The organism is Umezawaea sp. Da 62-37 (genome assembly GCF_032460545.1).
Taxonomy (GTDB): Bacteria; Actinomycetota; Actinomycetes; order Mycobacteriales; family Pseudonocardiaceae; genus Umezawaea.
The window spans coordinates 5,477,335-5,501,365 of record NZ_CP135965.1; the positions used below are offsets into that span (position 1 = coordinate 5,477,335).

Here is a 24,031-nt window from a genome sequence, read left to right on the forward strand (position 1 = left end):
CCATGCCCCCGTCGTCCGGTCGTTCCGGCGGTACCAAGCCGGGGCGCCGGAACAGACGCCGGGGCCGCAGGCTCAAAACTGTCGATGAAACCTCGGCTGGTGGTCTGGTGCTGGACGCCGGCCACCGGAATGCTGCGGTGATCGGTCGTCTTGATCGGCGTGGTCGCCTGCTCTGGTCGCTGCCCAAGGGGCACATCGAGCCTGGTGAGACCGCCGAGCAGACCGCGGTGCGGGAAGTCGCCGAGGAGACCGGTATCCATAGCAGGGTGTTGCGGCCGCTCGGAGCGATCGATTACTGGTTCGTCGCCGAGGACCGCCGAGTTCACAAGACCGTTCACCACTTCCTTCTCGAGGCGTTGGGCGGAGAGCTTTCCGATGAGGACGTGGAGGTCACCGAGGTGGCGTGGGTGCCCCTTGGCGAATTGGACGGCAGGCTCGCCTACGCGGATGAGCGCCGTCTGGTCCGCCGAGCCGCAGAACTGCTCGCCGAAACCCCCGGTCCGACGGGCGTGCTGAACACGGACGGGGCGGAGTCGGCGTGAAGAGGCTGCTGTCCGCTCTCGCGGCGGCCGGTTTGCTGGTCATCTCGGGTGCCGCCGCGGCACCCGCGCTGGCCGCGCCGGCCGACGGTGGCCGACTGCCCGTCAAGCCCGCGCCCGCGACCCAGGTGTGGGCGACCCGCCAGTTGTCGCAGCCCGGCAGCCAGTCGCCGGTGTGGCTGCGCATGGAGGTGGACCAGCTGGTCCCCCGCGCGGTCACCGGGGGGATGCCGAACTCGGTGAAGGTCACCGGGAAGATCTTCAACGTCGGCGACCGCAAGATCACCGAGATCGACCTCCGACTCGAACGCGGGGATCCGCTGACCAACGAGGAGGCCGTGAAGGGCGCGCTGCGCGAACCCGTCCAGTCCGAGCTGGTGCAGCCGGCGTTCACGCCGATCAGCGAGTCGCTGGAGGCCGGGCAGAGCGCGCCGTTCAGCCTCGACGTCCCGCTGAGCGGCGACGGCCCCACGTCGTTGCAGATCACCGAACCGGGCATCTACCCGATCCTGGCCAACGTGAACGGCAAGCCGGACTTCGGCGGCCGCGCACGGCTGGCCGCGCTGAGCACGCTGCTGCCGGTGCTCTCGGTGCCCGGTGGCGGCACCGTGCCCCCGCCGCCGAACCCGGCGAAGGTGACCGTGCTGTGGCCGCTGGTCGACCGCCCCCGGCTGGTCACCTCCGGTCCGCCCGGCGAGGCCGTGCTGACCGACGACGACCTGGCGCAGTCCCTGTCGCTCGGCGGCAGGCTGCACAGCCTCCTCAAGGCGTACGACTTCGCCGTGGCCAACGGTCTCGCGTCGTCGGTGTGCGTGGCGGTCGATCCCGACCTGCTGCGGACCGTGGAGGCGATGAGCAAGGGCTACCGGGTCCGCGACGTCGGGCCCGGCCGCGGCCAGAACGAGGCGAAGCTCTGGCTCGACCAGATCAGCAGGCTGACCGCGGGCCGGTGCGTCATGGCCGTGCCGTACGCGGACGCCGACCTGGTCGCGCTGTCGCGGGCGAAGCTCGTCGACCTGGGCAAGCTCGCCGTCGTGGGCGCCGAGGTCGTCCAGGACGTGCTCGGCCAGGTCCAGGCGCTGCCCGGTGTCGTGTGGCCCGAGGACGGCCTGCTGGACAAGCAGACGATGGCCGACCTCACGGCCCAGGGCGTGCGGTCGGTCGTGCTCGACCAGTCCGGTGTCGCCGACGCGCCCGGCACGCAGCCGGTGCGCTTGCAGGAGGCGGACGCCGCCCCGGTCACCGCGGTGCGGATCGACTCGCTGGTCTCCGACGCGCTGCGCGGCGGGACGGACGGCTCCGGCGGGTTCTCCGGCGTGAGCACGCCGACCGAGACCAAGCCGGTGTCGGTGCAGAACGCCCTCGCCGCGCTCACGTTCCGCGCGGGTTTCCAGGGCAACGGCCAGAACGTCGTCGTCTCCCCGCCGCGCAGGTGGAACGCCCCGGTCGGCGAGATGCAGGTGTTCCTGGAGACGGTGAAGACGCTGGTCGGCGGCGGCTACCTGGCGCCGGTCGGGCTGGACACCCTGGTGTCGGGCGCGACCGTGCCGGACCAGGTGGGCACGCTCGCGTACCCCGTCGAGGCGGGGGCGAAGGAAGTCCCGCCCGCGGTCACGGCCGGTGTCGGCGCGTCCTGGGCGACGCTCCAGGCGATGTTCGAGTCGATGAGCCAGGAGGACAGCGGCGCCTCGCAGCCCGCGGACCTGGTCGACCCGCTGCGGCTGGAGCTGCTGCGCGGTGTGTCCGGCGCGTGGCGCGGCAACGACGCCGCCGCGCTCGGGTCGATCGCGATCGGCCAGGAGGAGATCGGGAAGCTCCAGGGCCAGGTCATGGTGATCGAGCCGAACAGCCCGATCCTGCTCGGCTCCGGCGACAGCCCCGTGCCGGTGACCATCAAGAACAAGCTCGACGTGCGGATCAACGTCCGGATCGTCATCGAGGACAAACCGGGCATCAAGGCCAAGCAGTTGGGCGACCTGGTGCTGCCCGCGCGGGGCGACCGCCTCGTGCGCGTCCCCGTGGAGGTCTTGCGCTCCGGCCGGTTCAGCGTGAACGTTCTCCTCACGACCCCGAACGGGGTCGAACTGGGGGAGACCGTCCGCCTGGAGGTCTCCTCCTCCGCCTACGGCACGATCACGATCGTCATCACCGCCACGGCCGCGGCCGCGCTGGTGCTCCTGTCCGCCAGGAGGATCTACCGGCGCGTCAGGGCGTCACGCCGGCCCGCTGTCGAGGTACCCGAAGACGCCAGCAGCGTCACACCAGAGAAGTCGAGTACGAGTTGAGCGACACTGCAACAGTGGTAATCGAACCGGTGTCCACCGGCCCGTCGGTCGCGAAGGCCAGCGGGTCGATGGCGATCGCCACGATCGTCAGCCGGGTCTCGGGGCTGCTGTCCAAGCTGATGCTGATCGCGATCATCGGTTCGGACGTCCTCAACGACTCCTACCAGGCGGCCACCACGCTGCCCACGATGATCAACGAGCTGCTGCTCGGCGGTGTGCTGACGAGCGTCGCGATCCCGCTGCTGGTCCGGGCCGAGAAGGAGGACCCGGACGGCGGCGAGTCGTACGCGCAGTGGCTCGTCACGATGTCGGCGGTCCTGCTCGGCGTCGGCACGGTCGTCGCAATCGCCTGCGCCCCGCTGCTGACCTCGGCGCTGACCAGCGGTTCCGAGGACGCCAACCCGGCGCTGGTCACGGCGTTCGCCTACCTGGTGCTGCCGGGCATCGTCTTCTACGGCATGTCGGCGCTGATCGGCGCGATCCTGAACACCAAGGGCGTGTTCGGCCTGCCGACGTGGGCGCCCGTGCTGAACAACGTGGTCGTCATCATCACGCTGGGGATCTACTGGATGCTGCCCGGCAGGATCTCGCTGAACCCGGTCGAGATGGGCAGCCCGAAGCTCCTCGTCCTCGGTCTGGGGACGATGGCCGGTGTCGCGCTCCAGGCGCTGGTCATGGTGCCCGCGATGAAGCGCACCGGCTTCAAGTTCAAGTGGCGCTGGGGCTGGGACCGGCGGCTCGCCGACTTCGGCGCGCTCGGCTTCTGGGTGCTGCTCTACGTCGGCCTCGGCCTGGTGAGCATGTTCGTGCTGACCAGGGTCGCGCTCAACGGCGAGGGCGCGCTGGTCGCCTACAACTACCAGTGGCTGGTCTCGCAGATGCCCTACGGCGTCCTCGGCGTCTCGCTGCTGACCGCGCTGATGCCGAAGATGAGCCGGGCCGCGGCCGCGAAGGACACCGACGGGCTCGTCGGCGACCTGTCGTTCGGCAACCGGATGTCGGCGATCATGCTCATGCCGTTCAGCGCGATGCTGACCGTCGCGGGCCTGGCGATCGGCATCGGCGTGTTCTCGCTCGGCGCGTCCGGCATCCCCGGCGGCACCCGGATCGGCATGGCGCTCGCGCTGTCGGCGTTCGGCCTCGTGCCCTACGCGGTCACGCTGCTCCAGCTGCGGGTCTTCTACGCCATGAAGGACGCCCGCACGCCGACGCTGATCCAGGCGATCATCGTGGTGTTCCGGATCGGGCTGCTGTACGCGTTCCTGGCGATCTCGCCGCCGGAGAAGCTGGCCGTCGGCGTGTCGATCGCGATGTCGCTGAGCTTCGTCGTCGGCGCGATCGTCGGCCAGATCTGGCTGCGCATCCGGCTCGGCAGGCTGCGCACCGGTTTCACACTGTGGACGGTGTGCCTGACCGTGGTCGCCTCGGCGATCGGCGTCACCGTCGCCGTCGGTGTCTCGATGCTGGTGAACAAGGCGTTCGGCGTCGAATCCGAGCGGATCGGCGCTTGGGTGGAGATCATCTCGCAGACCGTCGTCGGATTGCCCCTCAGTTTTGGTTTGCTCGCGGCGTTCCGGGTACCCGAGATGAAGCCGGCAGTCGACAAGATCATCCGTCTGGTGCGGCGCCGATGACCACGGAGTGCTAGTTCGGTCCCGTACCCTCGGTCACGACACTTGAGGGACACGCCTTGGGGGGATCGCGGACAGGGGAAGGTCGCGTGAGTAGCGGGCCGAAACTGGGGAACAACCCCGGTGCGAACAACGCCTCGCTGGTACCCGGCGGGGTGCTCGGTGACGGCCGCTACCGGCTGCTCACGCAGTCGGGAGCCGACGACCGCGGCGCCGCGCAGCTGTGGCGCGCCAGGGACGGGCAGCTCAACCGCGACGTGGCGCTGACCATCCTGGTCGGCGACCTCTCCGACATCCAGGCCGTCGCCAGGGCGCGGCGGACCACCGAACGCGCGATGCACGCGTCGAGCTTCACCCACCCCGGTGTCTCCAGGGTGATCGACGTGCTGACGCCCGGCTCCGGCCTCCGCATGGAGGAGGGGGTGCTCGGCGTCGTCGTCGCGGAGTGGACCCAGGGCACCGACCTGATGGACCTGATCACCGAGGGCCCGCTGCCCGCGGGTGCGGCGACCAGGCTGCTCGAACCGCTGGGCGCCGCCATCGAGGGCGCGCACCACGCCGGTCTCGTGCTGGGCGCGGACCACCCGCAGCGCATCCGGGTCACCCCGGACGGCCGGTTGCGGCTCGCGTTCCCCGGCGCCCGGCCGGAGGCCATCGCCCGCGACGACGTCAAGGGCCTCGGCGCGATCCTCTACCTGCTGCTCACCGGCAAGTGGGCGTTGCCCGGCGGCCCCTCGGGCGTCCCGGTGGCGCCGACCGGTCCGGACGGCGCGGTCCTGGCTCCCAGCACGTTGCAGCCGTACGTGCCGCACGAGCTGTCGTCGGTCGCGGTCCGCAGCCTCGAGGACACCAGCGTGGGCGGAATCCGCACCAGCGCGGCGATCCTCCAGGTGCTGGACCAGATCGCGCAGGAGGAGGCGCAGACCGCGCTGATCCCCCCGATCACGGATGGAGACGACAGCGACCGCGTGGTGTGGACCACGCAGAAGCCGCTGAGCGGCCGGGGCCACAAGCGCAAGCTGATGGTCAGCGTCGCGCTGCTGGCCGTCGCGACGATCGCGGTGATCGCGTGGCTCGGGTTCCAGATCGTCGGCTTCTTCAGCGACGAGCCCGTCCACAACACCGGCCCGACCGTGGTGGTCGGCCAGTCCGCGTCACCGGGCCAGACCGAGACGCCCGCGGCCCCCGTGCCCGCCGGGCCGATCGCGCCGGGCGGGGTCGGCGTCTACGACGTGACGAACAACCCGGACAACGCCAACCGCGCCAACCAGGCCGTCGACAACAACGCCGACACCGCGTGGAACACCGACAGCTACTTCCAGCCGTTCCCGGCGCTCAAGCCGGGCATCGGCCTGATGGCGTCGTTCGCCGAGCCGCTGAAGCTGGCCTCGGTGACCATCACGTCCAAGAGCGCGGGCACGGTCGTGGAGATCCGGATCGCCGCGGCCGAGGACTCGCCCATCGAGGAGACCAAGGTCATCGCGACCGCCACGCTCTCCGCGGGGCAGACGCAGATCCAACTCAACGACCACGACGCGACCCAGCACGTGCTGGTGTGGATCACCAAGCTGGCGGGCACCGGCAAGGACAACAAGAGCGAGATCGGGGAACTGGTCTACACCCGCGCGCAGTAGGCAGCCGAGCAGTAGCAGCGATGCCCTCTGCCGACCAGCCCGCGAAGCCGCGTCGGTAGGTCGGCCCCGATTTTTCGGCGTCGGAGACGGAGTCCCCGGCGTCGAAAAATCGGGGCCGAACTGCCGACTCCCTGGCGGCTTCGCCGCCGTCTGCGGAGCAGCGGCCATGACACAGATACCCTCATCGGGTGACGGCCGCAGCCAGTACGGACGCAGATCTCATCACGGCGCATGCCGCGGGTGACCCGGACGCATTCCCGGAACTCGTGAGACGCCACCGGGACCGGCTGTGGGCGGTGGCGCTGCGCACGCTGCGCGACCCGGAAGAAGCAGCGGACGCCCTCCAGGAGGCGTTCATCTCGGCGTTCCGCGCGGCGGGCTCGTTCCGGGCCGAGTCGCAGGTGACGACGTGGCTGCACCGGATCGTGGTCAACGCGTGCCTCGACCGGATGAGACGCAGACAGACCCGGCCCACCGTGCCGTTACCGGAAGCGGGCCCCGGCGAACCCGTGGCGCCGCGCGACCAGATGGCCGAGCGGGAGACGAAGCTCGTGGTGGCGGCGGCCCTCGCGGAGTTGCCCGAAGAGCAGCGCGCGCCGATCGTCCTGGTCGACGTCGAGGGCTACTCGGTGGCGGAAACCGCCCGGATGCTGGGCATCGCCGAAGGCACGGTGAAGAGCAGGTGTGCTCGCGGACGGGCCAAGCTGGCCAAAAGTCTGGGGCACCTCCGGAACCGAAGTGCAGATGCGAACGTCCCAGATGACGGTGTGAACGTGAAGCAGCAACGTCAGCGGGAGGCACGATGAGCGGCAGTGATGGGCGTCAGGGGACGCCGATCGATCCGCCGTGGTCCGTGGATCTGCTGGCCGATTTGCACGCCGGTGTGCTGGACGCCGAGACCGAGGCCGCGCTGCGGCCGCGGGTCGAGTCCGACCCCGACGCGCTGGCGGTGCTGGAGGCGCTCGACGCCACCCTGGCCGACCTGTCGTCGTTGCCGCCGATCCCGATGCCGCGCGACGTGGCGGAGCGGATCGACGCGGCCATCGCCGCCGAGGCGCGGGGGGCGCGGCCACCGGTCGTCAGCCTGAACGACGCCCGGCAGCGCAAGAACAAGAGGCTCGGCTGGGGCGCCAGCGTGCTCGTGGCGGCCGCCGCGGCGGTCGGGGTGGCCCTGGTGGTCATTCCGGGCGGTGGCGGCGAGACGACGAACGACGCGGCTCCGCCGCCCGCTCGGAGCACACCCGCCCCCGGCCAGGCCGCACCGACCGCGGTGCCGCCGCTGGCGGTGACGGGCCAGAACTTCGGCCCGATCGTCGGCGACGTGCTGAAGGCCCAGAACTACGGGCCGCTGGAGAACCAGGAGACGCTCGTCGGGTGCCTCAAGGGCGGCAACATCCCCGCCTCGAAGCCGCTCGGCGTGAGCCCGATCCAGCTGGACGACCGGGCGGCCGTGATGGCGATCCTGCCCGGCGGCGGTCCGAAGCCCGGCGCGTTCCGCATCGTGGTGCTCGACCCGAAGACCTGTGGTCCCGACAACCCCAACGGCGTGCTGGCCGACTCGCCGGTGGTGCCGTAGAACCGCGCGGTTCCCTGGTAGCGAACCTCACCTCGGGGGCGCGGAATTCCGGACCCCTACGATCGCGTTGAAGCAGAGTGCGCGGCCGGGATGTCTTCCCGGCCCCACGCGACGACTTAATCGGAGGTCGAGGGTGTCGGACGTTCGGAACCTGATCATCGTGGGATCCGGGCCCGCCGGGTACACCGCGGCGGTGTACGCGGCACGGGCCCAGCTCGAACCACTGGTGTTCGAGGGCGGCCAGTACGGCGGCGCCCTGATGACGACGACCGAGGTCGAGAACTACCCCGGTTTCCGCGACGGCATCATGGGCCCCGAGCTCATGGACCAGATGCGGGAGCAGGCGAAGCGCTTCGGCGCCGAGCTGCGCTCCGAGGACGTCGACTCCGTCGAGCTGTCCGGTGACGTCAAGCACGTGACCGCGAACGGCGTCCGGTACGCGGCGAAGGCCGTCGTGCTGGCGATGGGCGCGGCTGCCCGCTACCTCCACGTGCCGGGCGAGCAGGAGCTGCTCGGCCGCGGTGTGTCGGCGTGCGCGACCTGCGACGGCTTCTTCTTCCGCGACCAGGACATCGCCGTCGTCGGCGGCGGTGACTCGGCCATGGAGGAGGCGACGTTCCTGACCAAGTTCGCGAGGTCGGTGACGATCATCCACCGCCGTGAGGAGTTCCGCTCCTCGCGGATCATGCTGGACCGCGCCCGCGCGAACGACAAGATCAAGTGGCTGCTGAACACCGAGGTCCTCGAAGTGCTGGGCGAGGGCACCGTCAGCGGCGTCAAGGTGGCCGACACGGTCACCGGTGAGACCTCGGAGAAGCCCTTCACGGGTGTCTTCATGGCGATCGGCCACGACCCGCGCAGCGAACTGGTGCGCGGTCAGGTCGACGTCGACGACGACGGGTACGTGCGGACCAGTGCTCCGACCACGTACACGAACGTCGACGGCGTGTTCGCCGCGGGCGACCTGGTCGACCGCACCTACCGCCAGGCCATCACCGCGTCCGGCTCCGGCTGCGCCGCGGCGATCGACGCCGAGCGCTGGCTCGCCGAGCACGGCGAGGAGCACGCGGCACTGGCGTCCGAACAGGTCGGTGGCGTTTACGCCGCCGCCGCCGAGGCCGTCACCACCAGCTGACAGTCCTTCCCCACGTACTGAGTTCGACCCGAGTTAGGGAGTAGTCACATGGCTGGCGCCACAGTGGTCGTGACCGACACGAGCTTTGCCGACGACGTCCTGTCCAGCGAGAAGCCGGTACTGGTCGACTTCTGGGCGACCTGGTGCGGCCCGTGCAAGATGGTCGCCCCGGTCCTCGAGGAGATCGCGGCCGAGCACGCCGAGAAGATCACCGTCGCGAAGCTCGACATCGATGCCAACCCCGGCATCGCCCGCGACTACCAGATCATGTCGGTGCCGACGCTGATCCTCTTCCAGGGCGGCAAGCCCGTGAAGCAGATCGTCGGCGCGAAGCCCAAGTCGGCGCTGCTGAACGACCTCTCCGGAGTTCTTGGCTGAAATCGGCCTGCAACGCATAACGTGGCCCGTCCGTCATCCGACAAGAAGGACGGGCCACGTCCGTTCGGTGGAACGACCGTCCGTCAACGTGGTCGATCGGCCACTGCGAGTAGCCCTGCGTGGAGCTACTGGCGGAGCAGGGCACAATGGGGCTTCAAGTCAGCGTCGACCTCGGTCGGCGCCCTAGTCGAGCGAGGGGTGCATGCTGCTACTCCGCCGCGGGGATGTCGGTCCGGACGTTGCCGACATCAGGTCCACACTGACCAAGATCGGTCTGCTGTCGGATCCGCAGGCATCACCGGTGTTCGACCTTTCCGTCGAGCACGCCGTGCGTGCCTTCCAGCAGCAGCGGGGCCTCATCACCGATGGCATCGTCGGCCCGGCCACCTACCGCGCGCTGCGCGATGCCACCTTCCGCCTCGGCGACCGGCCGTTGGCGTACCTGATCGCCCAGCCGGTGACGGGTGACGACGTCTTCGCGTTGCAGGAGCGCCTGCTGGAGATGGGCTACGACGCTGGTCGGGCCAACGGCGAGTTCGGTCAGCAGACCGAACAGGCGTTGCGCAGCTTCCAGCGCGACTACGGCCTCACGATCGACGGCATGTGCGGCCCGAACACGGTCCGCGCGCTGCGCCAGTTGCAGCCGAAGGTCCGCGGCGGCCGCCCGGTGTTCCTGCGCGAGCAGGAACGGGTCCGCAAGGCCGGTCCGAGGCTGTCCGGGAAGCGGATCATCATCGATCCGGGTCACGGCGGTGACGACCTCGGTGTCGTCGTCGAGCACCTGAACGAGGCCAGGCTCATGCTCGACCTGGCCCGCAGGCTCGAGGGCAAGATGGCCGCCACCGGCATGGAGGCCCTGCTCACCAGGGGTCCCGGCAACTGCCCGGACGAGGCCGAGCGGGCCAAGTTCGCCAACGAGGCGGGGGCGGACCTGATCCTCTCCCTGCACACCGACGGCAACTCCTCGCCGAAGGCGTCCGGCGTGGCGAGCTTCCACTACGGCACCGGCAACGGCACCAGTTCCACGGTCGGCGAGGCGCTCGCCGGCTTCATCCAGCGCGAGATCACGGCCAGGACGGGCATGCCGGACTGCGGCACCCACCCGAAGTCGTGGGACGTGCTGAGGATGACCAGGTGCACGGCGGTCCGCGTCGAGGTCGGCTACCTGACCAACGAGCAGGACCGACGACGGCTGGCCGACCCCGCCTTCCGCGACGTCGTCGCCGAGGGCATCCTGGTCGCAGTGAAGCGCCTGTACCTGTTGGGCAAGGACGACCAGCCCACCGGCACGTTCACCATGGACGACCTCATGAAGCGCGAACTCTCCAAGTTTTGACCCCTGGGCACATCTTGTGACGCGGTGATCCCTTGGAGTGGAAAACAGCTCTGACCAGTGTTTTCCGCTCCGAGGGGCACTAGCTTCTGGCGTCATGGGAGACCTGGGCGATGAGCACCTGGCACGGATGACGACCGCGCGCACCAGGGAGCTGGGGCACGAGCTGCACCTGGCGCGGAAGCGCGCGAACCTCAAGGCGACGGCGGTCGCCGAGGAGTTGGGGTGGTCGCCGGGGAAGCTCAGCAAGTTGGAGCGCGGGTGGCGGCAGACCAGCGAGTGGGACTACGGGACCCTGCTGGGGAAGCTGGGAGTGGATCCGCAGACCCGAGCCCGCATCCACCGGATAGCCGCCGAGCAGGACATCGGCCACTTCATCCGGGCGCACAACGGTCGTCTCTCGGACAACCTGCTATGCCTGATGATCCACGAGAAGGCCGCGCTGACGATGGCGGTCTACGAGCCCATGGTCATCCCCGGGCTGCTCCAGACATCTGCCTACGCCAAGGCGATGATCAGCATGTCGGGCGAGGATCCGCTTGAGGACATCGACTTCTGCACCGCCGCTCGGATGGACCGCCAATCGATCTTGACCGGGTCGAGCGCGCCTGAAGCGGTGTTCTACATCCACGAGGCGGCACTGCAAGCAGTGGTCGGCAGTGCCGAGATCATGCATGACCAGTTGATGCGCTTGACCTTCATGTGCGAGTGGTCGCACCTGAGCCCGCGGGTGATTCCCAGGTCCGCACCAGGCCACCCCTCCCTTCGCGGCCCGTTCAACCTGATGACCTTCGGCAGACCGGTGAAGCCGGTCAGCTACACCGAGACGGACACCGCGACCCTGTTCATCGAAGAGGAGCAGGCCATCACTACCTACCAGCGCAAGAAGAACGCGCTCGCGAGGCTTGCCCTGGATGCGGAACAATCACGGTCAGTGTTCGCCCAGTGGGCGGATGTCTACGACCGTCGAGGGGACCGCGATGACCAAGGATCTGACCTGGCGTAAGAGCACCTACAGCACCAGCGGGCAGCAAAGCTGCGTCGAGGTCGCCTACCCGGCCGTGGGCGTGGCTGTGCGGGACTCCAAGAACGCTACTGGACCAGCGCTTGCTTTCCCACTGGTCCAGTGGCGGGCGTTCTTGGGTCGCGTCTAGATGTTCGCGGACGCGCGGCGGAAGCTGGGTTCGGCGGTGGACACCGTGACGGTGTTCAGCAGCCGTTCCAGCGCCGCCTCGACGTCTTCCTTCCACCCCAGCGCGGTCCGCAACTCCAACCGGAGCCTGGGCCAGCGGTGGTGCGGGCGGACCGTCTTGAAGCCCACCTGGAGGAGGAAGTCGGCCGGGGTGACGCAGCCGGGGGCGTCGGGATCCGGCTGGTTGTCGCCGAACGCCTCGATGGCCTTCACGCCGCGCTTGGTGAGGTCCTTGGCGACCGACTGCACGAGGACCCGGCCGAGGCCGCCGCCGCGGAACTCGGGCAGCACCTCCAGCGAGGTCATCAGCACGGCGTCGGCGCTGACCGGTGAGGTGGGGAAGGCCATGGCGCGCGGCACGGCGGCGGGCGGGGCGTAGAACGCCGAACCGGCCGGGATGCCGTCGCAGTAGATGATGCGACCGCACGAACCCCATTCGAGCAGGACGCTGGAGACCCAGGCTTCCTTCTCGAACTCGGTGTCGCCGTACTCCTCGGCCTGCTCCTTCAGATGGGGGGCCAGCTCCCAGAAGACGCACGTTCTGCTGTGCTTCGAGAGGTGCTCCAGGTTGTCAAGCGTGACGCCCACGACGCGTCGCGACACCCCGACCTCCAAACCCAGTTTTCAGGAACCTCCACGAGGATAGGCGGAGTAGACCGATGCCGGAAGGCGGATGCCACTAACGGGACGACGGTTACACTCGCCCGGTACCAACCCGCCGGTAATAATCACTCCCAGCGCGAGTGCAGGAGTCCACCGTGACCAGTCCCGGACAGCCCGCCAAGCAGGGCCCCAGAAGTCTCGATCCCCACGTGCGCCGGTACGCGGCACGCACGGCGGGGATGACGGCGTCGGAGATCCGGGCACTCTTCGCAGTGGCCAGCCGGCCGGAGGTGGTGTCCCTCGCGGGTGGGATGCCGCACCTGGCGGCGCTCCCGCTCGACGGGCTGGCGCGCGAGGTCGGTGAACTGATCGCGACCGACGGCCTGGTCGCCCTCCAGTACGGCTCCGCGCACGGCGTCCCCGAGCTGCGCGAGCAGATCTGCGACGTGATGGCGCTGGAGGGCATCCACGCGCACCCGGACGACGTGGTGGTGACGGTCGGGTCCCAGATGGGGCTGGACATGGTCACCCGGATCTTCGTCGACCCCGGTGACGTCGTGCTGGCCGAGGGCCCGTCGTACGTGGGCGCGCTCGGGTCGTTCGCCGCGTACCAGGCGCAGGTCGTGCATGTGGCCATGGACGCGGACGGGCTGATCCCGGCGGCGCTGCGCGAGGCGCTGGCCGCGGTCGAGCGGTCCGGTCGCCGGGTCAAGTTCCTGTACACGATCCCGAACTTCCACAACCCCGCCGGCGTGACGCTGGCGGTCAGCCGCCGCGCCGAGGTCCTGGAGATCTGCCGCCAGGCGGGCGTGCTGGTCGTCGAGGACAACCCGTACGGCCTGCTGGGCTTCGACGGCCAGACGTACCCGGCGCTGCGGTCGAGCGACCCGGACAACGTCGTGTACCTCGGGTCGTTCTCGAAGACGTTCGCCCCCGGCCTGCGGGTCGGCTGGGTGCTCGCGCCGCACGCCGTGCGCGAGAAGCTGGTCCTGGCCGCCGAGTCGGCCACGCTGTGCCCGCCCACGCTGAACCAGATGATCGTGTCCCGCTACCTGTCGACGCACGACTGGAAGGGCCAGATCAAGATCTACCGCGAGGCCTACCGGGAACGCCGGGACGCGGCGATCTCGGCGCTGGAGCAGCACATGCCGGAGGGGTGCTCGTGGAACCGGCCGGACGGCGGGTTCTACGTGTGGCTGACGGTGCCGGAGGGCATCAACACCAAGGCGATGCTGCCCCGCGCGGTGACCCAGCGGGTCGCGTACGCGTCGGGCACCGGTTTCTACGCGGACAAGCTCGGCAGCAGGCAGCTGCGGATCTCGTACTGCTACCCGACGCCGGAGCGGATCCGCGAGGGCATCCGGCGGCTGGCGAACGTCCTGGAGGACGAGGCGCAGCTGCACGCCACGTTCGGACCGACCACCAGCCGCGAGGTCGGCGGTCCGCAGAGCCCGTCGCCGGACACCGCCTAGACCGCGTCCGGCGAGCTTCCCAACGGGGCCATCCACGTATCGTCCGACCGGACGGCACCTGGATGGCCCCGTTGGTTTTTCCGGTCTTCGTTCATTGTCATCGAGTTGGGGAGATGAGTCGTGTCGGAGCGTTGGGTAGCGGTACTCGCCGGTGGGCTGTCGCACGAGCGCGAGGTGTCGCTGCGGTCCGGCCGCAGGCTGTCGGCCGCGTTGCGCTCGGTCGGCGTGACGGTGGAGGAGTGGGACACCGACCGCGGTCTGCTGAGCCGGTTGCGGGAGCACCGGCCGGACGCGGTCGTCGTCGCGCTGCACGGCGGTGAGGGCGAGAACGGGTCGGTGCAGGCGGTCCTGGAGGTGTTCGGCGTCCCGTACGTCGGCACCGACTCGCGCGCCTGCCGCCGGGCGTGGGACAAGCCGATCGCGAAGGCCGAGCTGGCCCGTGCCGGGCTGACGACGCCGGAGTGGGTCGTGCTGCCGCACGCGACGTTCCGCGAACTCGGCGCGCAGCCGGTGCTCGACTCGATGGTGCGCAGCCTCGGGTTGCCGCTGATGCTCAAGCCGGACCAGGGCGGGTCCGCGCTGGGCGCCCAGGTCGTCCGGGACGCGTCCGAACTGCCGACCGCGATGGTGGGCTGCCTGGCGTACGGCGAGACCGTGTTGGCCGAGCAGTACATCGACGGGACGGAGGTGGCGGTCGTCGTCATCGACGGACCCGACGGTCCGTACGCGCTGCCGCCGGTGGAGATCGTTCCGGAGAACGGCGAGATCTACGACTACACCTCGCGGTACACCGCCGGGCTGACGGACTTCCACGCTCCCGCGCGGTTGGACGCCGCCGCGGCCAAGTCGGTGGGGGAGCTGGCGGTCGCCGCGCACCGGCTGCTCGGTCTGCGGGACGTGTCGCGCACCGACGCGATCGTGATGGCGGACGGCACCGTGCAGTTCCTCGAAGTGAACGTGTCGCCGGGGCTGACCGAGACCTCGCTGCTGCCGATGGCGGTCGAAGCGGCGGGCGAATCGCTCGGGGAGATCTACGCCGGGCTGATCGAACGCGCCGTTTCCCGCTGACTTGCACGCTGTTTCACGTGGAACATGACATTGCCCTCCGTGGTTTTTCAACCACGGAGGGCAATCGTCACCGTGACAAAGCGACCTGGGGGGATACCCTAGGCCTCCAACGATGTCCGATTTGTCGCTTCTGGGGCCATCAGCTGGATGATGCGTTCAAGATCATCAACTGACCCGAATTCGACGACGATCCGGCCTTTTCGCTGCCCGAGTTCGACCTTCACGCGGGTGTCGAAGTTGTCCGAGAGCCTCTCCGCGAGATCTTGGAGACCCGGCGCGTGGATCGCCTTCCGGCGGACCACCTTCGCCTTCGCGGGCTCCGCGCTCTTCGCGAGCGTCACCGCTTCCTCGGTCGCGCGGACCGACATCCCCTCCGCGACGATCTTCGTCGCCAAGTCCTCCTGCGCGCCGGGGTTGTCCAACCCGAGCAACGCGCGCGCGTGCCCGGCCGACAGGACGCCCGCCGCCACCCGCCGCTGCACGGGGAGGGGGAGCTTCAGCAAGCGGATCGTGTTCGTCACGACCGGGCGGCTGCGGCCGATCTTGTCCGCCAGCTCCTCGTGCGTGACGCCGAACTCCTGGAGCAGCTGCTGGTACGCCGCCGCCTCTTCGAGCGGGTTCAACTGCACCCGGTGGATGTTCTCCAACAGGGCGTCGCGGAGCATCACGTCGTCGTGCGTCTGCCGCACGATCGCCGGGATCGTCTTCAACCCGGCCTGCTGGGTGGCGCGCCAACGGCGCTCACCCATGACCAGTTCGTAGTCGCCCTCGCCCAACTCGCGCACGACGATCGGCTGCATGAGGCCGAACTCGCGGATCGAGTGCTCCAGCTCCCGGAGCGCCTCTTCGTCGAAGACGTGCCGCGGCTGCTTCGGGTTCGTCTTGATCGAGTTGACCGGCAGCTCCCGGTACACCGCACCCGCGACCGAGCCGCTGTGGTCCGCCGCGTCCACACCCGTGTCGGAACGCGCAGGGGCGGAGCCGTTGCCGTTGGTGGCGTGCGGCCGCACCGGGCCGGACCCCGGCGGCGGCCCGCTCGGAATCAAGGCGGCGAGCCCTCGTCCGAGTCCACCCTTGCGCTGCTCCGTCATGCCAACCCCATCCTCGCGCCGAACTCGGCGATCTCCCGTGCTGCGTCCAGGTAGCTCATCGCACCCCGTGAGCCGGGATCGTAGGTGAGCACCGTCTGCGCGAATCCCGGAGCCTCGGAGACCTTCACGCTGCGGGGGATGACCGTCCGCAGAACCGTGTCGCCGAAGTGCCCGCGCACCTCGCTGGTCACCTGGTCGGCCAGCTTGGTCCGGCCGTCGTACATCGTGAGCAGGATGGTCGAGACGTTCAGCATCGGGTTCAGGTGCGCCTGCACCAGCTCGATGTTGCGGAGCAGCTGCCCGAGCCCCTCCAGCGCGTAGTACTCGCACTGGATCGGGATCAGCACCTCCTGCGCGGCGACCATCGCGTTGACGGTCAGCAGACCGAGCGACGGCGGGCAATCGATGAAGATGTAGTCCGGGTCGATCCCCTCCAGCGCCTCCGGGCTCAGCGCCTCCTTGAGCCGCGACTCGCGCGCCACCATCGAGACGAGCTCGATCTCGGCGCCCGCGAGGTCGATCGTCGCGGGCACGCAGTAGAGGTTGGGGGACTGGTTGCTGACCTGAGCCGCCTCGGACACCGAGATCTCACCGATCAGCACCTCGTACACCGAGGGGGTGCCGGAGCGGTGCTCGATGGCCAGCGCGGTGCTCGCGTTGCCCTGCGGGTCGAGGTCGATGACGAGCACCTTGAGCCCGGCGATCGCCAGCCCGGCGGCGATGTTCACCGTGCTGGTGGTCTTGCCGACGCCGCCCTTCTGGTTCGCGACCACGAGGGTGCGGCGGCGTGTGGGGCGGGGGAGTTTGAGGTTGTCGGGGTGCAGCACACGGGTTGCGCGGGCGGCTTCTTCGGCGATCGGTGTCCACACGGCGCTGTCTCCTGCCGTTCCAGTCTGCGGGGCGGTGGTGATCGGGGGGAGCGCTTGGTCGAGTCCGACAGCGCCGTCGGGAGCGGCTGAGCGCTCTGTTTCACGTGGAACATCAGCCGCCCGGAACAGCGGCTGCAGAGCTTCGTTGCCGGGTCGTGCTACCGGATCCGGATACACGCTCACCGATCCTTCCTTCGTCGACGTGCTCCGTCACGACGACCACTCAGCTCGGAACGTTCCACGAGCACGACCGTGGTCGGCACTTCGAGTACATCGGCGCCGCAGGACACCACGCGTTGCCGGGAACCCCCGGCTCGGCGCACCGCCTCGGCGTCGCGCTCCATCTCCTCCAGCGCGCTCTCACCCTTGAGCGCCACCAGCTGGCCACCCGGCTTCAGCAGCGGCATGCACCACCGCGCCAACCGTTCCAGCGGAGCCACCGCGCGCGCTGTCACGACGTCGATGTCGAACAGCTGCTCCCGCACGGACGCCTCCTCAGCTCGACCCCGGATCACCGTCACCGACAGATCCAGCGTCTCCACGACCTCGTCCAGCCAGGCCACCCGACGGGCCATCGGCTCCAGGAGGGTGAGCTTCAGGTCAGGTCGGGCGATCGCCAGGGGGATGCCCGGCAGACCCGCGCCCGAGCCTACGTCCACCACCCGACAATTTTGAGGAAGCAACTCCGCGATGACCGCCGAGTTGAGCAGATGACGTTCCCACAGGCGCTCGACCTCACGCGGCCCGATCAGTCCGCGCTCGACCCCGTGGTCGGTGAGCAGCTGAGCGAACACGACCGCTTGGTCGAGGTGGTCGCCGAAGACTCGCTTCGCGCGGTCTTCCATATCTCCGACCATGTCTCCATCCGTGACGTTTCACGTGAAACCACGCGAGCCGCGCTCAGGCGGCCAAGTGGTGGGTAGGTGGGCGTCCGCAGAATCCGCGAAAACTGCCGCTGTACATGATGGCGGATGAATCGTCCGACACGCCAATGCCGCGACGAAGATCGATGGTGTTTCACGTGAAACGAGGGCCAAATCATGCGCCCACCCGAGACCTACCCGGTGCAGCGCGCCTTTCCGGGCCGACTCAGCACGATGGCACATCCGCCGGGTGGAGCCGACCTGGTCGCGTCGATGGCGGCACTTCGGACGTCCGGTGTGGACGTCCTCGTCTCCGCGCTGACATCGGGGGAGGAGGCGGCGCTGGATCTGCGCGACGAGCGCTCCGCCGCCGAGGCGGCCGGGCTCGAGTTCCACCCACTGCCGATCGGCGACTTCGGCGTACCCGACCGCGACGCGATCACACCGACGCTGACCGCTCTCGTGGCGGAGCTGCGCGGGGGAGCGAACGTCGTCGTCCACTGCTGGGCCGGCATCGGCCGCTCCTCGCTGATCGCCGCCAGCCTCCTCGTCCTGGACGGCGCCGACCCCGACGAGGCGTGGCGCCTCATCTCGGCCGCCCGCGGTTGCCCGGTGCCGGAGACCGACACCCAACGCGAGTGGATCCGTTTCACGTGAAACACGCCTATCGACGCTGACGCATGGGGGCACCTGTTTCACGTGAAACGTGCAGCGGCTCTCAGTTCCTATATCCGACTTGCCGCGTCCCGGTCGGCACCTCGCTCGACTCGGCACGCAAGAACCCTCGGCCTGGCGGTGGAGATCGTCGAACCACTTGATCTGCCCCACTTCACCGTGCTGCCGCGTCGTGGAGTGGCGGAGCGAACCCTGGCGTGGATCACCGGTCACCGCCGCTGCATCCGTGACTGCGAACGACTGCGCCACCATCACGGAGCATGTGCGGTAGTCGATGATCCGCATCACCAGCCGATGACTGGCGCAGGCGCAGCAGCTCGGAAACCTTCGATCAGCCCGTCCGGCGGGAACGCCGGTATCCCACCGAACTCTCCGACGCCCAGTGGGCGGAACTCGACCCGTTGCCTGATCCAGTGTGTCTGGCGGGTCGCGGCGAGCGTTGCCCGCGGATTTCCCGCCCTGGGTCAGGGTCTACAAACGCTTCAACCTCCAGGAGAAGGCGGGTGCGTCGCGGCGGGTGCTCGACGCATTGCGCGACCGGGCCCGGCTGGCCGCGGGTCGGGTGGCGGCGCCGTCGGCGGCGATCATCGACTCGCAGTCGGTGCGGGCCGCGGAGACCGTGGGCAAGGCGACCCGCGGTTTCGACGCGGGGAAGAAGGTTCAGGGCCATGAGCGCCATATCGCTGTGGACACCCTGGGATTGCCGGTCGCGGTGTTGATGACTCTGAGCGTGGACTACCGGTCACCGCCGCTGTGTCCGTGACTATGAACGACTACGCCACCATCACGAAGCCACAGGTGCGGTGGTCGATGATCCGCATCACCAGTCACCGACTGACACAGTCGCAGCAGCTCGGAAACAGGTACCAGGAGACATCCCGGAGTCGCCCGATCAGGCCGCCCGGCAGCCGACGTGCAGCGTCATGTTTCACGTGGAACGTGACTGCGGCGATGACGCGGGGGCAGCAGCGCGGCAGCAGATCGCGGCACCGCTCGAAGACGTTCCCGCCAACCCGCATCGCGGGCAACAAAAAAGCGCGGCCCGCTCCACGGGGGAGCGGGCCGCGCTTCGGGTCCGGCTGGGTCAGGCCTGCGGCAGGATCACAACTCGGCGCTGGGGCTCCTCGCCCTCGCTCTCGCTGTGCACACCGGCGACGGCCGCCACGGCGTCGTGGACGACCTTGCGCTCGAACGGGGTCATCGGGTGCAGGCGGATGCGCTCACCCGACGACAGCACCTTCTCGGCCGTGGTCCGGCCGAGGTCGGCCAGTTCGGCGCGACGGCCCGCACGCCAGCCCGCCACGTCCAGCATCAGCCTGCTGCGCACGCCGGTCTCCTGCTGCACCGCGAGCCGGGTCAACTCCTGGAGCGACTCGAGCACGGTGCCGCGGGTGCCGACGAGCTTCTCCAGGTCCTCGCCGCCGTCGATGCTGACGATCGCCCGACCCGCCTCGACGTCCAGGTCGATGTCGCCGTCGTAGTCGAGCAGGTCGAGCAGGCGCTCCAGGTAATCGCCCGCGATGTCGCCTTCCTGGACGAGCAGGTCTTCCGAACTGCCACGCGTCTTCGGCTCAGCCTCGACGGTGTCCTCCGCCGCCTCCGCGTCAGCGGCCTCCACCTCGGTCGCGTCCACTTCGGCCGCCTGCAACGTCTCCGACACGATGTCTCCTCTCCAGGGCAAGCGCCCGGTCAACGACGCTTCTTGTTGCCCTGCTTCTTGCCAGGGGATCGACCTGTGATCAGGCCGGGGATCTCGGTGTTGGCCGCGGGGTCGTCGCCGTTGGTCCCGGACGTCTTCGGCGTCGACTCGACGATCGCCGGAGGCGTGCCCTGGGCGGGGGAGACGGGCCGCTTGGCGTTGGCGCTACCGGCTGGCTTGGCGGTGCCCGCGGCCTTGGCGCTCGTGGTGGTCCGCACGCCGGGTGTCGGCTTCTGGCCGGGCCGCGGGGTGGTGGGCTTGACGCCGGGCTTCGGAGCGAGAGCGGAGCGGGCGCTGACCGCCTCGACCTTCTTCGTCTCTTCCTCGCGGTCGATCGAGCGGTACACGAAGTGCTGCTGCGCCAGCGTCCAGCCGTTGTTGCTCAGCCAGTAGAGCAGGATCGCGATGGGGAAGAAGAGCCCACCGACGAGGACGCCGATCGGGAAGATGTAGAGCGTCAGCTTGTTCATGATGGCGGTCTGCGGGTTGTCCGTCGCCGCCTGCTTCTGCCGGGCGACCGAGTGCCGCGCGGTGAAGTGGGTCGCGATGCTCGCCACGATCATCATCGGGATGGCGACGATGATGACCGAGGAGCGCTCGGTCGTGAACGTCGCCAACTGGTCGGCGGGCATCGTGATGAAGGTCGACAGGTTCGCACCGAACAGCTTCGCGTTGACGAACGACTCGACGCCCTTGGCGTCGAAGAAGTAGACCTCGCCCCAGCCGGGCTTGAACGAGCGCAGCACGTGGAACAGACCGATGAACACCGGGATCTGGACCAGCATCGGCAGGCAGCCGCCGAGCGGGTTCACGCCGTGCTCGGACTGCAGCTTCTGCATCTCCGCGGCCTGGCGCTGCTTGTCGTTCGCGTACTTCTTCTTGATCTTCTGCAGTTCTGGCGCGAACTCCTGCATCTTCCGCATGGAGCGCACCTGGCCGACGAACGGCTTGAACAGCAGCGCGCGGAGGGTGAAGACCAGGAAGACCACCGACAGCGCCCACGCGATACCGCTGGACTCACCGAAGACGTGGCCGAAAACCCAGTGCCAACACCAGAGGATGAATGACACCGGGTAGTAGATGAAGTTGAGCACGGAGCTACTCCTCGGCGGGAATGTCGGGGACCGGTTCCTGGCTCGGTCGCCTCGGTGGAACGGGGTCCAGGCCTCCAGGGTGCCAGGGTCCGCAGCGGGCCAGCCGGCGAAGCGTCAGCCAGGAGCCGCGCAGCGCACCGTGGACGGTCAACGCCTCTACCGCGTAGGCACTGCAACTCGGGTAGAAGCGACAGCTCGGTGGCAGGTACGGGGAGATGAACCTCTGGTACAGCCGCACCGGCAGGATCAGCACCCTTGCCAGTGGACTCGACTGCGTGGCGGTCATCTCAACAGCCTGCGCAAGGCGGCGTCGAAGTCGCCCGCCAGCTCCGCGCTGGACGCCTCGGCTGAGGCGGGCAGCGCGCGCACGACGAGCGAGGTGCCTTCGGGCAACAGCGCCAGCCGGTCGCGGACGACGTGGCGCAACTTGCGGCTGACCCGGTGGCGGACCACCGAGTTGCCCACTGCTTTGCTCACGACGAAGCCCACCTTGGACATGTCCAAGGTGGGCCGCGCCGACGATTCGGTGGATGTCTGCCGTCCCGCTGACGGCATCAGGGCATGCACGACCAGCCGGGGCCGTCCTGCACGGCGGCCTCGGCGAACCACCAGGCCGAAGTCCTGGCTGCGGGTCAGCCGGGCGGCCGCGGGGAGCACGGCGCTGCTGTCGTCAGGCGGACAGGCGGTCGCGGCCCTTGGTGCGCCGCGCGGCGAGGATGGCCCGGCCGGCACGGGTGCGCATGCGCAGCCGGAACCCGTGCGTCTTGGCGCGGCGGCGGTTGTTGGGCTGGAAGGTGCGCTTACCCTTGCTCACGGCTGGATCTCCCGGTGCTGACTACCAAGCAGGTCTGTGGGTGTCCCCAGCCGATACATCCGGCGCCGTCCGGCACCTGGGCAGGACGGTCGCGGCAAGAGCGCGCCAAACGCACCCGTCGCTCGCGGGAGACTTAACCTACGGTACGCAGGCGGGTGCCCTGTTCTCAAATCGGGGTGGCCACCACCACGTCGGGTCACCGGTCGCGCACCGCCTTGTGAGAGGCGGCACGACTTGTTAACGTGCACGCTCCGCGGATTCCGAGGCGCACCTGGATGCAGCCGAAACGGCCCGCACGGTGCGCTGATCCCACCGTCGGCACCCGCCGCGCTCCGCCGCACCTTCGTGCACAGTTGTGGATAACTCTGTGGATGCCTCTATTCTCCGAGTCCACACCGCGAAGCGGGTAGCTCCGCGGGGGAGCATGTCGAGGGGAGGGGAGCGCGGAGGTGTCCAACCACCAGACCGATCTCGGTCTTGTGTGGGAGCAGGTGGTCGCGGAACTGGCCGCCAGCACCTTGTCCCCGCAGCAACGAGCTTGGATGCGGGTGACCAGGCCCATCGGTCTGCTCGACGGGACCGCGCTGCTGGCCGCGCCGAGCGACTTCGCGAAGGAGGCGATCGAGCGCGCGTTGCGCGAACCGATCACCGCCGCGCTGTCCCGCAGGCTCGGCCGGGCGGTGTCCCTCGCCGTGAAGGTCGACTCACCGGAGCCGGTGAACACCCCGACGACCCCCATCCAGGTCGCGCACGGCGTCCCCGGCGGCAACGGGATCAGCCAGCCGATGCCGGTCCAGCACCAGCCGATGCCTGCGCCGATGCCCGGCCAGGGCATGCCGGGTCACCAGATGTCGATGCCGGGCATGCCCGTCCTCGGCGAGGACGGCGACGGCGAGTCGGACAGCGATGAGGTGGACGAGGAGCGCGAGGCCCGCGAGGCGCTCGCGACCGTCCACGAGATCTGGCCGACGTTCAGCGGCAGCGCACCGGTCAGCGGCACGCCGTTCACCCGGCCCGCGAACCCGCCGACGTCGCAGACCCGGCTGAACGAGAAGTACAACTTCGACACCTTCGTCATCGGCGCCTCGAACCGGTTCGCGCACGCCGCCGCCGTCGCGGTGGCCGAAGCGCCCGCCCGTGCGTACAACCCGCTCTTCATCTGGGGCGAGTCCGGGCTCGGCAAGACGCACCTGCTGCACGCGGTCGGGCACTACGCCCAGCGGCTGTTCCCCGGTATGCGGGTGCGGTACGTGTCGACCGAGGAGTTCACGAACGACTTCATCAACTCGCTCCGGGACGACCGCAAGGTCGCCTTCCAGCGCCGGTACCGGGACATCGACGTGCTGCTCGTCGACGACATCCAGTTCCTGGAGGGCAAGGAAGGCACCCAGGAGGAGTTCTTCCACACCTTCAACACGCTCCACAACTCGAACAAGCAGATCGTCGTGTCCTCCGACCGGCCGCCCAAGCGGCTGGAAACGCTGGAGGACCGGCTGCGGACGCGGTTCGAGTGGGGTCTGATCACCGACATCCAGCCGCCTGAGCTGGAGACCCGGATCGCGATCCTCCGCAAGAAGGCGGCGCAGGACCGGCTGGCGGCGCCCGCCGAGGTGCTGGAGTTCATCGCGGCCAGGATCGAGCGGAACATCCGCGAGCTCGAGGGCGCGCTGATCCGGGTGACGGCGTTCGCGTCGCTCAACCGGCAGCCGGTCGACGTGCAGCTGGCGGAGATCGTGCTGCGCGACCTCATCCCGGACTCGCACGCGCCGGAGGTGACCGCGCCGACGATCATGGCCGTCACGGCGGAGTACTTCGGCGTGACGATCGACGACCTGTGCGGCAAGGGCAAGACGAAAGCGCTTGCGAACGCCCGGCAGATCTCCATGTACCTGTGCCGCGAGCTGACCGATCTGTCGCTGCCGAAGATCGGCCAGACGTTCGGCGGCCGCGACCACACCACGGTGATGCACGCGGACAAGAAGATCCGCAAGGAGATGGCCGAGCGCCGCCGGATCTACGACCAGGTCCAGGAGCTCACGTCCCGGATCAAGCAGAGGTCCCGGCACACCATCTAGTAGTG

Annotated in this window: 25 protein-coding genes; 16 read left to right on the forward strand and 9 right to left on the reverse strand. The window is 69.2% G+C overall.

Features of this window, described 5'->3' with window-relative positions:
- Nucleotides 1-2 precede the first annotated feature (2 nt).
- The 11 genes from RM788_RS25015 to RM788_RS25065 all read left to right on the forward strand — a co-directional run bounded on the left by RM788_RS25015 (nucleotide 3) and on the right by RM788_RS25065 (nucleotide 11,665).
- Nucleotides 3-542 carry an NUDIX hydrolase gene (locus tag RM788_RS25015; protein ID WP_315934185.1) on the forward strand — a complete coding sequence of 180 codons (540 nt, stop codon included), beginning with the start codon at nucleotides 3-5 and terminating at the stop codon, nucleotides 540-542.
- On the forward strand, nucleotides 539-2,824 hold the full coding sequence (locus RM788_RS25020) for a DUF6049 family protein (RefSeq protein WP_315934186.1): 2,286 nt from the start codon (nucleotides 539-541) through the stop codon (nucleotides 2,822-2,824). The genes RM788_RS25015 and RM788_RS25020 overlap by 4 nt, the downstream gene beginning before the upstream one ends.
- Before the next feature lie 14 nt (nucleotides 2,825-2,838).
- Nucleotides 2,839-4,458 (forward strand): murein biosynthesis integral membrane protein MurJ, encoded by a 1,620-nt coding sequence (gene murJ, locus RM788_RS25025; RefSeq protein ID WP_315934187.1) that lies wholly within the window; start codon nucleotides 2,839-2,841, stop codon nucleotides 4,456-4,458.
- Nucleotides 4,459-4,544: 86 nt separating this feature from the next.
- Nucleotides 4,545-6,089, forward strand: coding sequence for a protein kinase family protein (locus RM788_RS25030; protein WP_315934188.1), 1,545 nt, complete (start codon nucleotides 4,545-4,547; stop codon nucleotides 6,087-6,089).
- Nucleotides 6,090-6,277: 188 nt separating this feature from the next.
- Nucleotides 6,278-6,895: an RNA polymerase sigma factor SigM gene (gene sigM / locus RM788_RS25035; protein ID WP_315934189.1), complete on the forward strand. Its 618-nt coding sequence runs from the start codon at nucleotides 6,278-6,280 to the stop codon at nucleotides 6,893-6,895.
- Nucleotides 6,892-7,665: an RsmA family anti-sigma factor gene (locus tag RM788_RS25040; RefSeq protein ID WP_315934190.1), complete on the forward strand. Its 774-nt coding sequence runs from the start codon at nucleotides 6,892-6,894 to the stop codon at nucleotides 7,663-7,665. Before sigM ends, RM788_RS25040 begins: the two co-directional genes overlap by 4 nt.
- Before the next feature lie 133 nt (nucleotides 7,666-7,798).
- On the forward strand, nucleotides 7,799-8,800 hold the full coding sequence (gene trxB, locus RM788_RS25045; RefSeq protein ID WP_315934191.1) for a thioredoxin-disulfide reductase: 1,002 nt from the start codon (nucleotides 7,799-7,801) through the stop codon (nucleotides 8,798-8,800).
- Nucleotides 8,801-8,848: 48 nt separating this feature from the next.
- Nucleotides 8,849-9,178 carry a thioredoxin gene (gene trxA / locus RM788_RS25050; protein ID WP_315934192.1) on the forward strand — a complete coding sequence of 110 codons (330 nt, stop codon included), beginning with the start codon at nucleotides 8,849-8,851 and terminating at the stop codon, nucleotides 9,176-9,178.
- A 202-nt stretch (nucleotides 9,179-9,380) separates the two neighbouring features.
- Nucleotides 9,381-10,514 (forward strand): N-acetylmuramoyl-L-alanine amidase, encoded by a 1,134-nt coding sequence (locus RM788_RS25055; protein WP_315934193.1) that lies wholly within the window; start codon nucleotides 9,381-9,383, stop codon nucleotides 10,512-10,514.
- A gap of 94 nt (nucleotides 10,515-10,608) precedes the next feature.
- Nucleotides 10,609-11,517, forward strand: coding sequence for a helix-turn-helix domain-containing protein (locus tag RM788_RS25060; protein ID WP_315934194.1), 909 nt, complete (start codon nucleotides 10,609-10,611; stop codon nucleotides 11,515-11,517).
- Nucleotides 11,492-11,665 (forward strand): DUF397 domain-containing protein, encoded by a 174-nt coding sequence (locus tag RM788_RS25065; RefSeq protein WP_315934195.1) that lies wholly within the window; start codon nucleotides 11,492-11,494, stop codon nucleotides 11,663-11,665. Before RM788_RS25060 ends, RM788_RS25065 begins: the two co-directional genes overlap by 26 nt.
- On the opposite strand, the gene RM788_RS25070 is transcribed toward RM788_RS25065, so the two are convergent.
- Nucleotides 11,662-12,306: a GNAT family N-acetyltransferase gene (locus RM788_RS25070; RefSeq protein WP_315934196.1), complete on the reverse strand. Its 645-nt coding sequence runs from the start codon at nucleotides 12,304-12,306 to the stop codon at nucleotides 11,662-11,664. The two genes, RM788_RS25065 and RM788_RS25070, sit on opposite strands and share 4 nt — an antisense overlap.
- A 155-nt stretch (nucleotides 12,307-12,461) precedes the next feature.
- Between RM788_RS25070 and RM788_RS25075 the strand changes: the two genes are divergently transcribed.
- Both RM788_RS25075 and RM788_RS25080 read left to right on the forward strand, forming a co-directional pair.
- Entirely contained in the window at nucleotides 12,462-13,778 is a 1,317-nt protein-coding gene (locus RM788_RS25075; protein WP_315934197.1) for an aminotransferase-like domain-containing protein, read from the forward strand.
- A 120-nt stretch (nucleotides 13,779-13,898) separates the two neighbouring features.
- On the forward strand, nucleotides 13,899-14,846 hold the full coding sequence (locus RM788_RS25080) for a D-alanine--D-alanine ligase family protein (protein WP_315934198.1): 948 nt from the start codon (nucleotides 13,899-13,901) through the stop codon (nucleotides 14,844-14,846).
- 98 nt (nucleotides 14,847-14,944) lie between these two features.
- On the opposite strand, the gene RM788_RS25085 is transcribed toward RM788_RS25080, so the two are convergent.
- The 3 genes from RM788_RS25085 to rsmG form a co-directional block, all read right to left on the reverse strand.
- Entirely contained in the window at nucleotides 14,945-15,937 is a 993-nt protein-coding gene (locus RM788_RS25085; RefSeq protein ID WP_315934199.1) for a ParB/RepB/Spo0J family partition protein, read from the reverse strand.
- Nucleotides 15,934-16,806: a ParA family protein gene (locus tag RM788_RS25090; protein WP_399344723.1), complete on the reverse strand. Its 873-nt coding sequence runs from the start codon at nucleotides 16,804-16,806 to the stop codon at nucleotides 15,934-15,936. Before RM788_RS25090 ends, RM788_RS25085 begins: the two co-directional genes overlap by 4 nt.
- A gap of 179 nt (nucleotides 16,807-16,985) precedes the next feature.
- A complete protein-coding gene (gene rsmG / locus RM788_RS25095; protein WP_315934200.1) occupies nucleotides 16,986-17,651 on the reverse strand; it encodes a 16S rRNA (guanine(527)-N(7))-methyltransferase RsmG in 666 nt (221 codons plus the stop codon).
- A 195-nt stretch (nucleotides 17,652-17,846) separates the two neighbouring features.
- Here rsmG and RM788_RS25100 point away from each other — a divergent pair, with 195 nt between their 5' ends.
- Together RM788_RS25100 and RM788_RS25105 are read left to right on the forward strand one after the other, a co-directional pair.
- Nucleotides 17,847-18,326, forward strand: coding sequence for a phosphatase domain-containing putative toxin (locus RM788_RS25100; protein WP_315934201.1), 480 nt, complete (start codon nucleotides 17,847-17,849; stop codon nucleotides 18,324-18,326).
- A 457-nt stretch (nucleotides 18,327-18,783) separates the two neighbouring features.
- Nucleotides 18,784-19,107 carry a transposase gene (locus RM788_RS25105; protein ID WP_315934202.1) on the forward strand — a complete coding sequence of 108 codons (324 nt, stop codon included), beginning with the start codon at nucleotides 18,784-18,786 and terminating at the stop codon, nucleotides 19,105-19,107.
- Between the two features lie 321 nt (nucleotides 19,108-19,428).
- Here the strand turns inward: RM788_RS25105 and RM788_RS25110 are convergent, their stop codons facing one another.
- Genes RM788_RS25110 through rpmH form a run of 5 tightly spaced genes read right to left on the reverse strand, consistent with a single transcriptional unit; the run spans nucleotide 19,429 to nucleotide 21,951 of the window.
- Nucleotides 19,429-20,004, reverse strand: coding sequence for a Jag family protein (locus RM788_RS25110; protein ID WP_315934203.1), 576 nt, complete (start codon nucleotides 20,002-20,004; stop codon nucleotides 19,429-19,431).
- A 29-nt stretch (nucleotides 20,005-20,033) separates the two neighbouring features.
- The gene (gene yidC / locus RM788_RS25115; RefSeq protein WP_315934204.1) at nucleotides 20,034-21,137 is read right to left on the reverse strand and encodes a membrane protein insertase YidC; all 1,104 of its coding nucleotides are present in this window, start codon (nucleotides 21,135-21,137) and stop codon (nucleotides 20,034-20,036) included.
- Nucleotides 21,138-21,141: 4 nt separating this feature from the next.
- On the reverse strand, nucleotides 21,142-21,423 hold the full coding sequence (gene yidD / locus RM788_RS25120; RefSeq protein ID WP_315934205.1) for a membrane protein insertion efficiency factor YidD: 282 nt from the start codon (nucleotides 21,421-21,423) through the stop codon (nucleotides 21,142-21,144).
- On the reverse strand, nucleotides 21,420-21,794 hold the full coding sequence (gene rnpA / locus RM788_RS25125; RefSeq protein WP_106184998.1) for a ribonuclease P protein component: 375 nt from the start codon (nucleotides 21,792-21,794) through the stop codon (nucleotides 21,420-21,422). The genes yidD and rnpA overlap by 4 nt, the downstream gene beginning before the upstream one ends.
- Before the next feature lie 13 nt (nucleotides 21,795-21,807).
- Nucleotides 21,808-21,951: a 50S ribosomal protein L34 gene (rpmH, locus tag RM788_RS25130; RefSeq protein WP_106184999.1), complete on the reverse strand. Its 144-nt coding sequence runs from the start codon at nucleotides 21,949-21,951 to the stop codon at nucleotides 21,808-21,810.
- A gap of 449 nt (nucleotides 21,952-22,400) precedes the next feature.
- Between rpmH and dnaA the strand changes: the two genes are divergently transcribed.
- Nucleotides 22,401-24,026 (forward strand): chromosomal replication initiator protein DnaA, encoded by a 1,626-nt coding sequence (gene dnaA / locus RM788_RS25135; protein ID WP_315934206.1) that lies wholly within the window; start codon nucleotides 22,401-22,403, stop codon nucleotides 24,024-24,026.
- Nucleotides 24,027-24,031 lie beyond the last annotated feature (5 nt).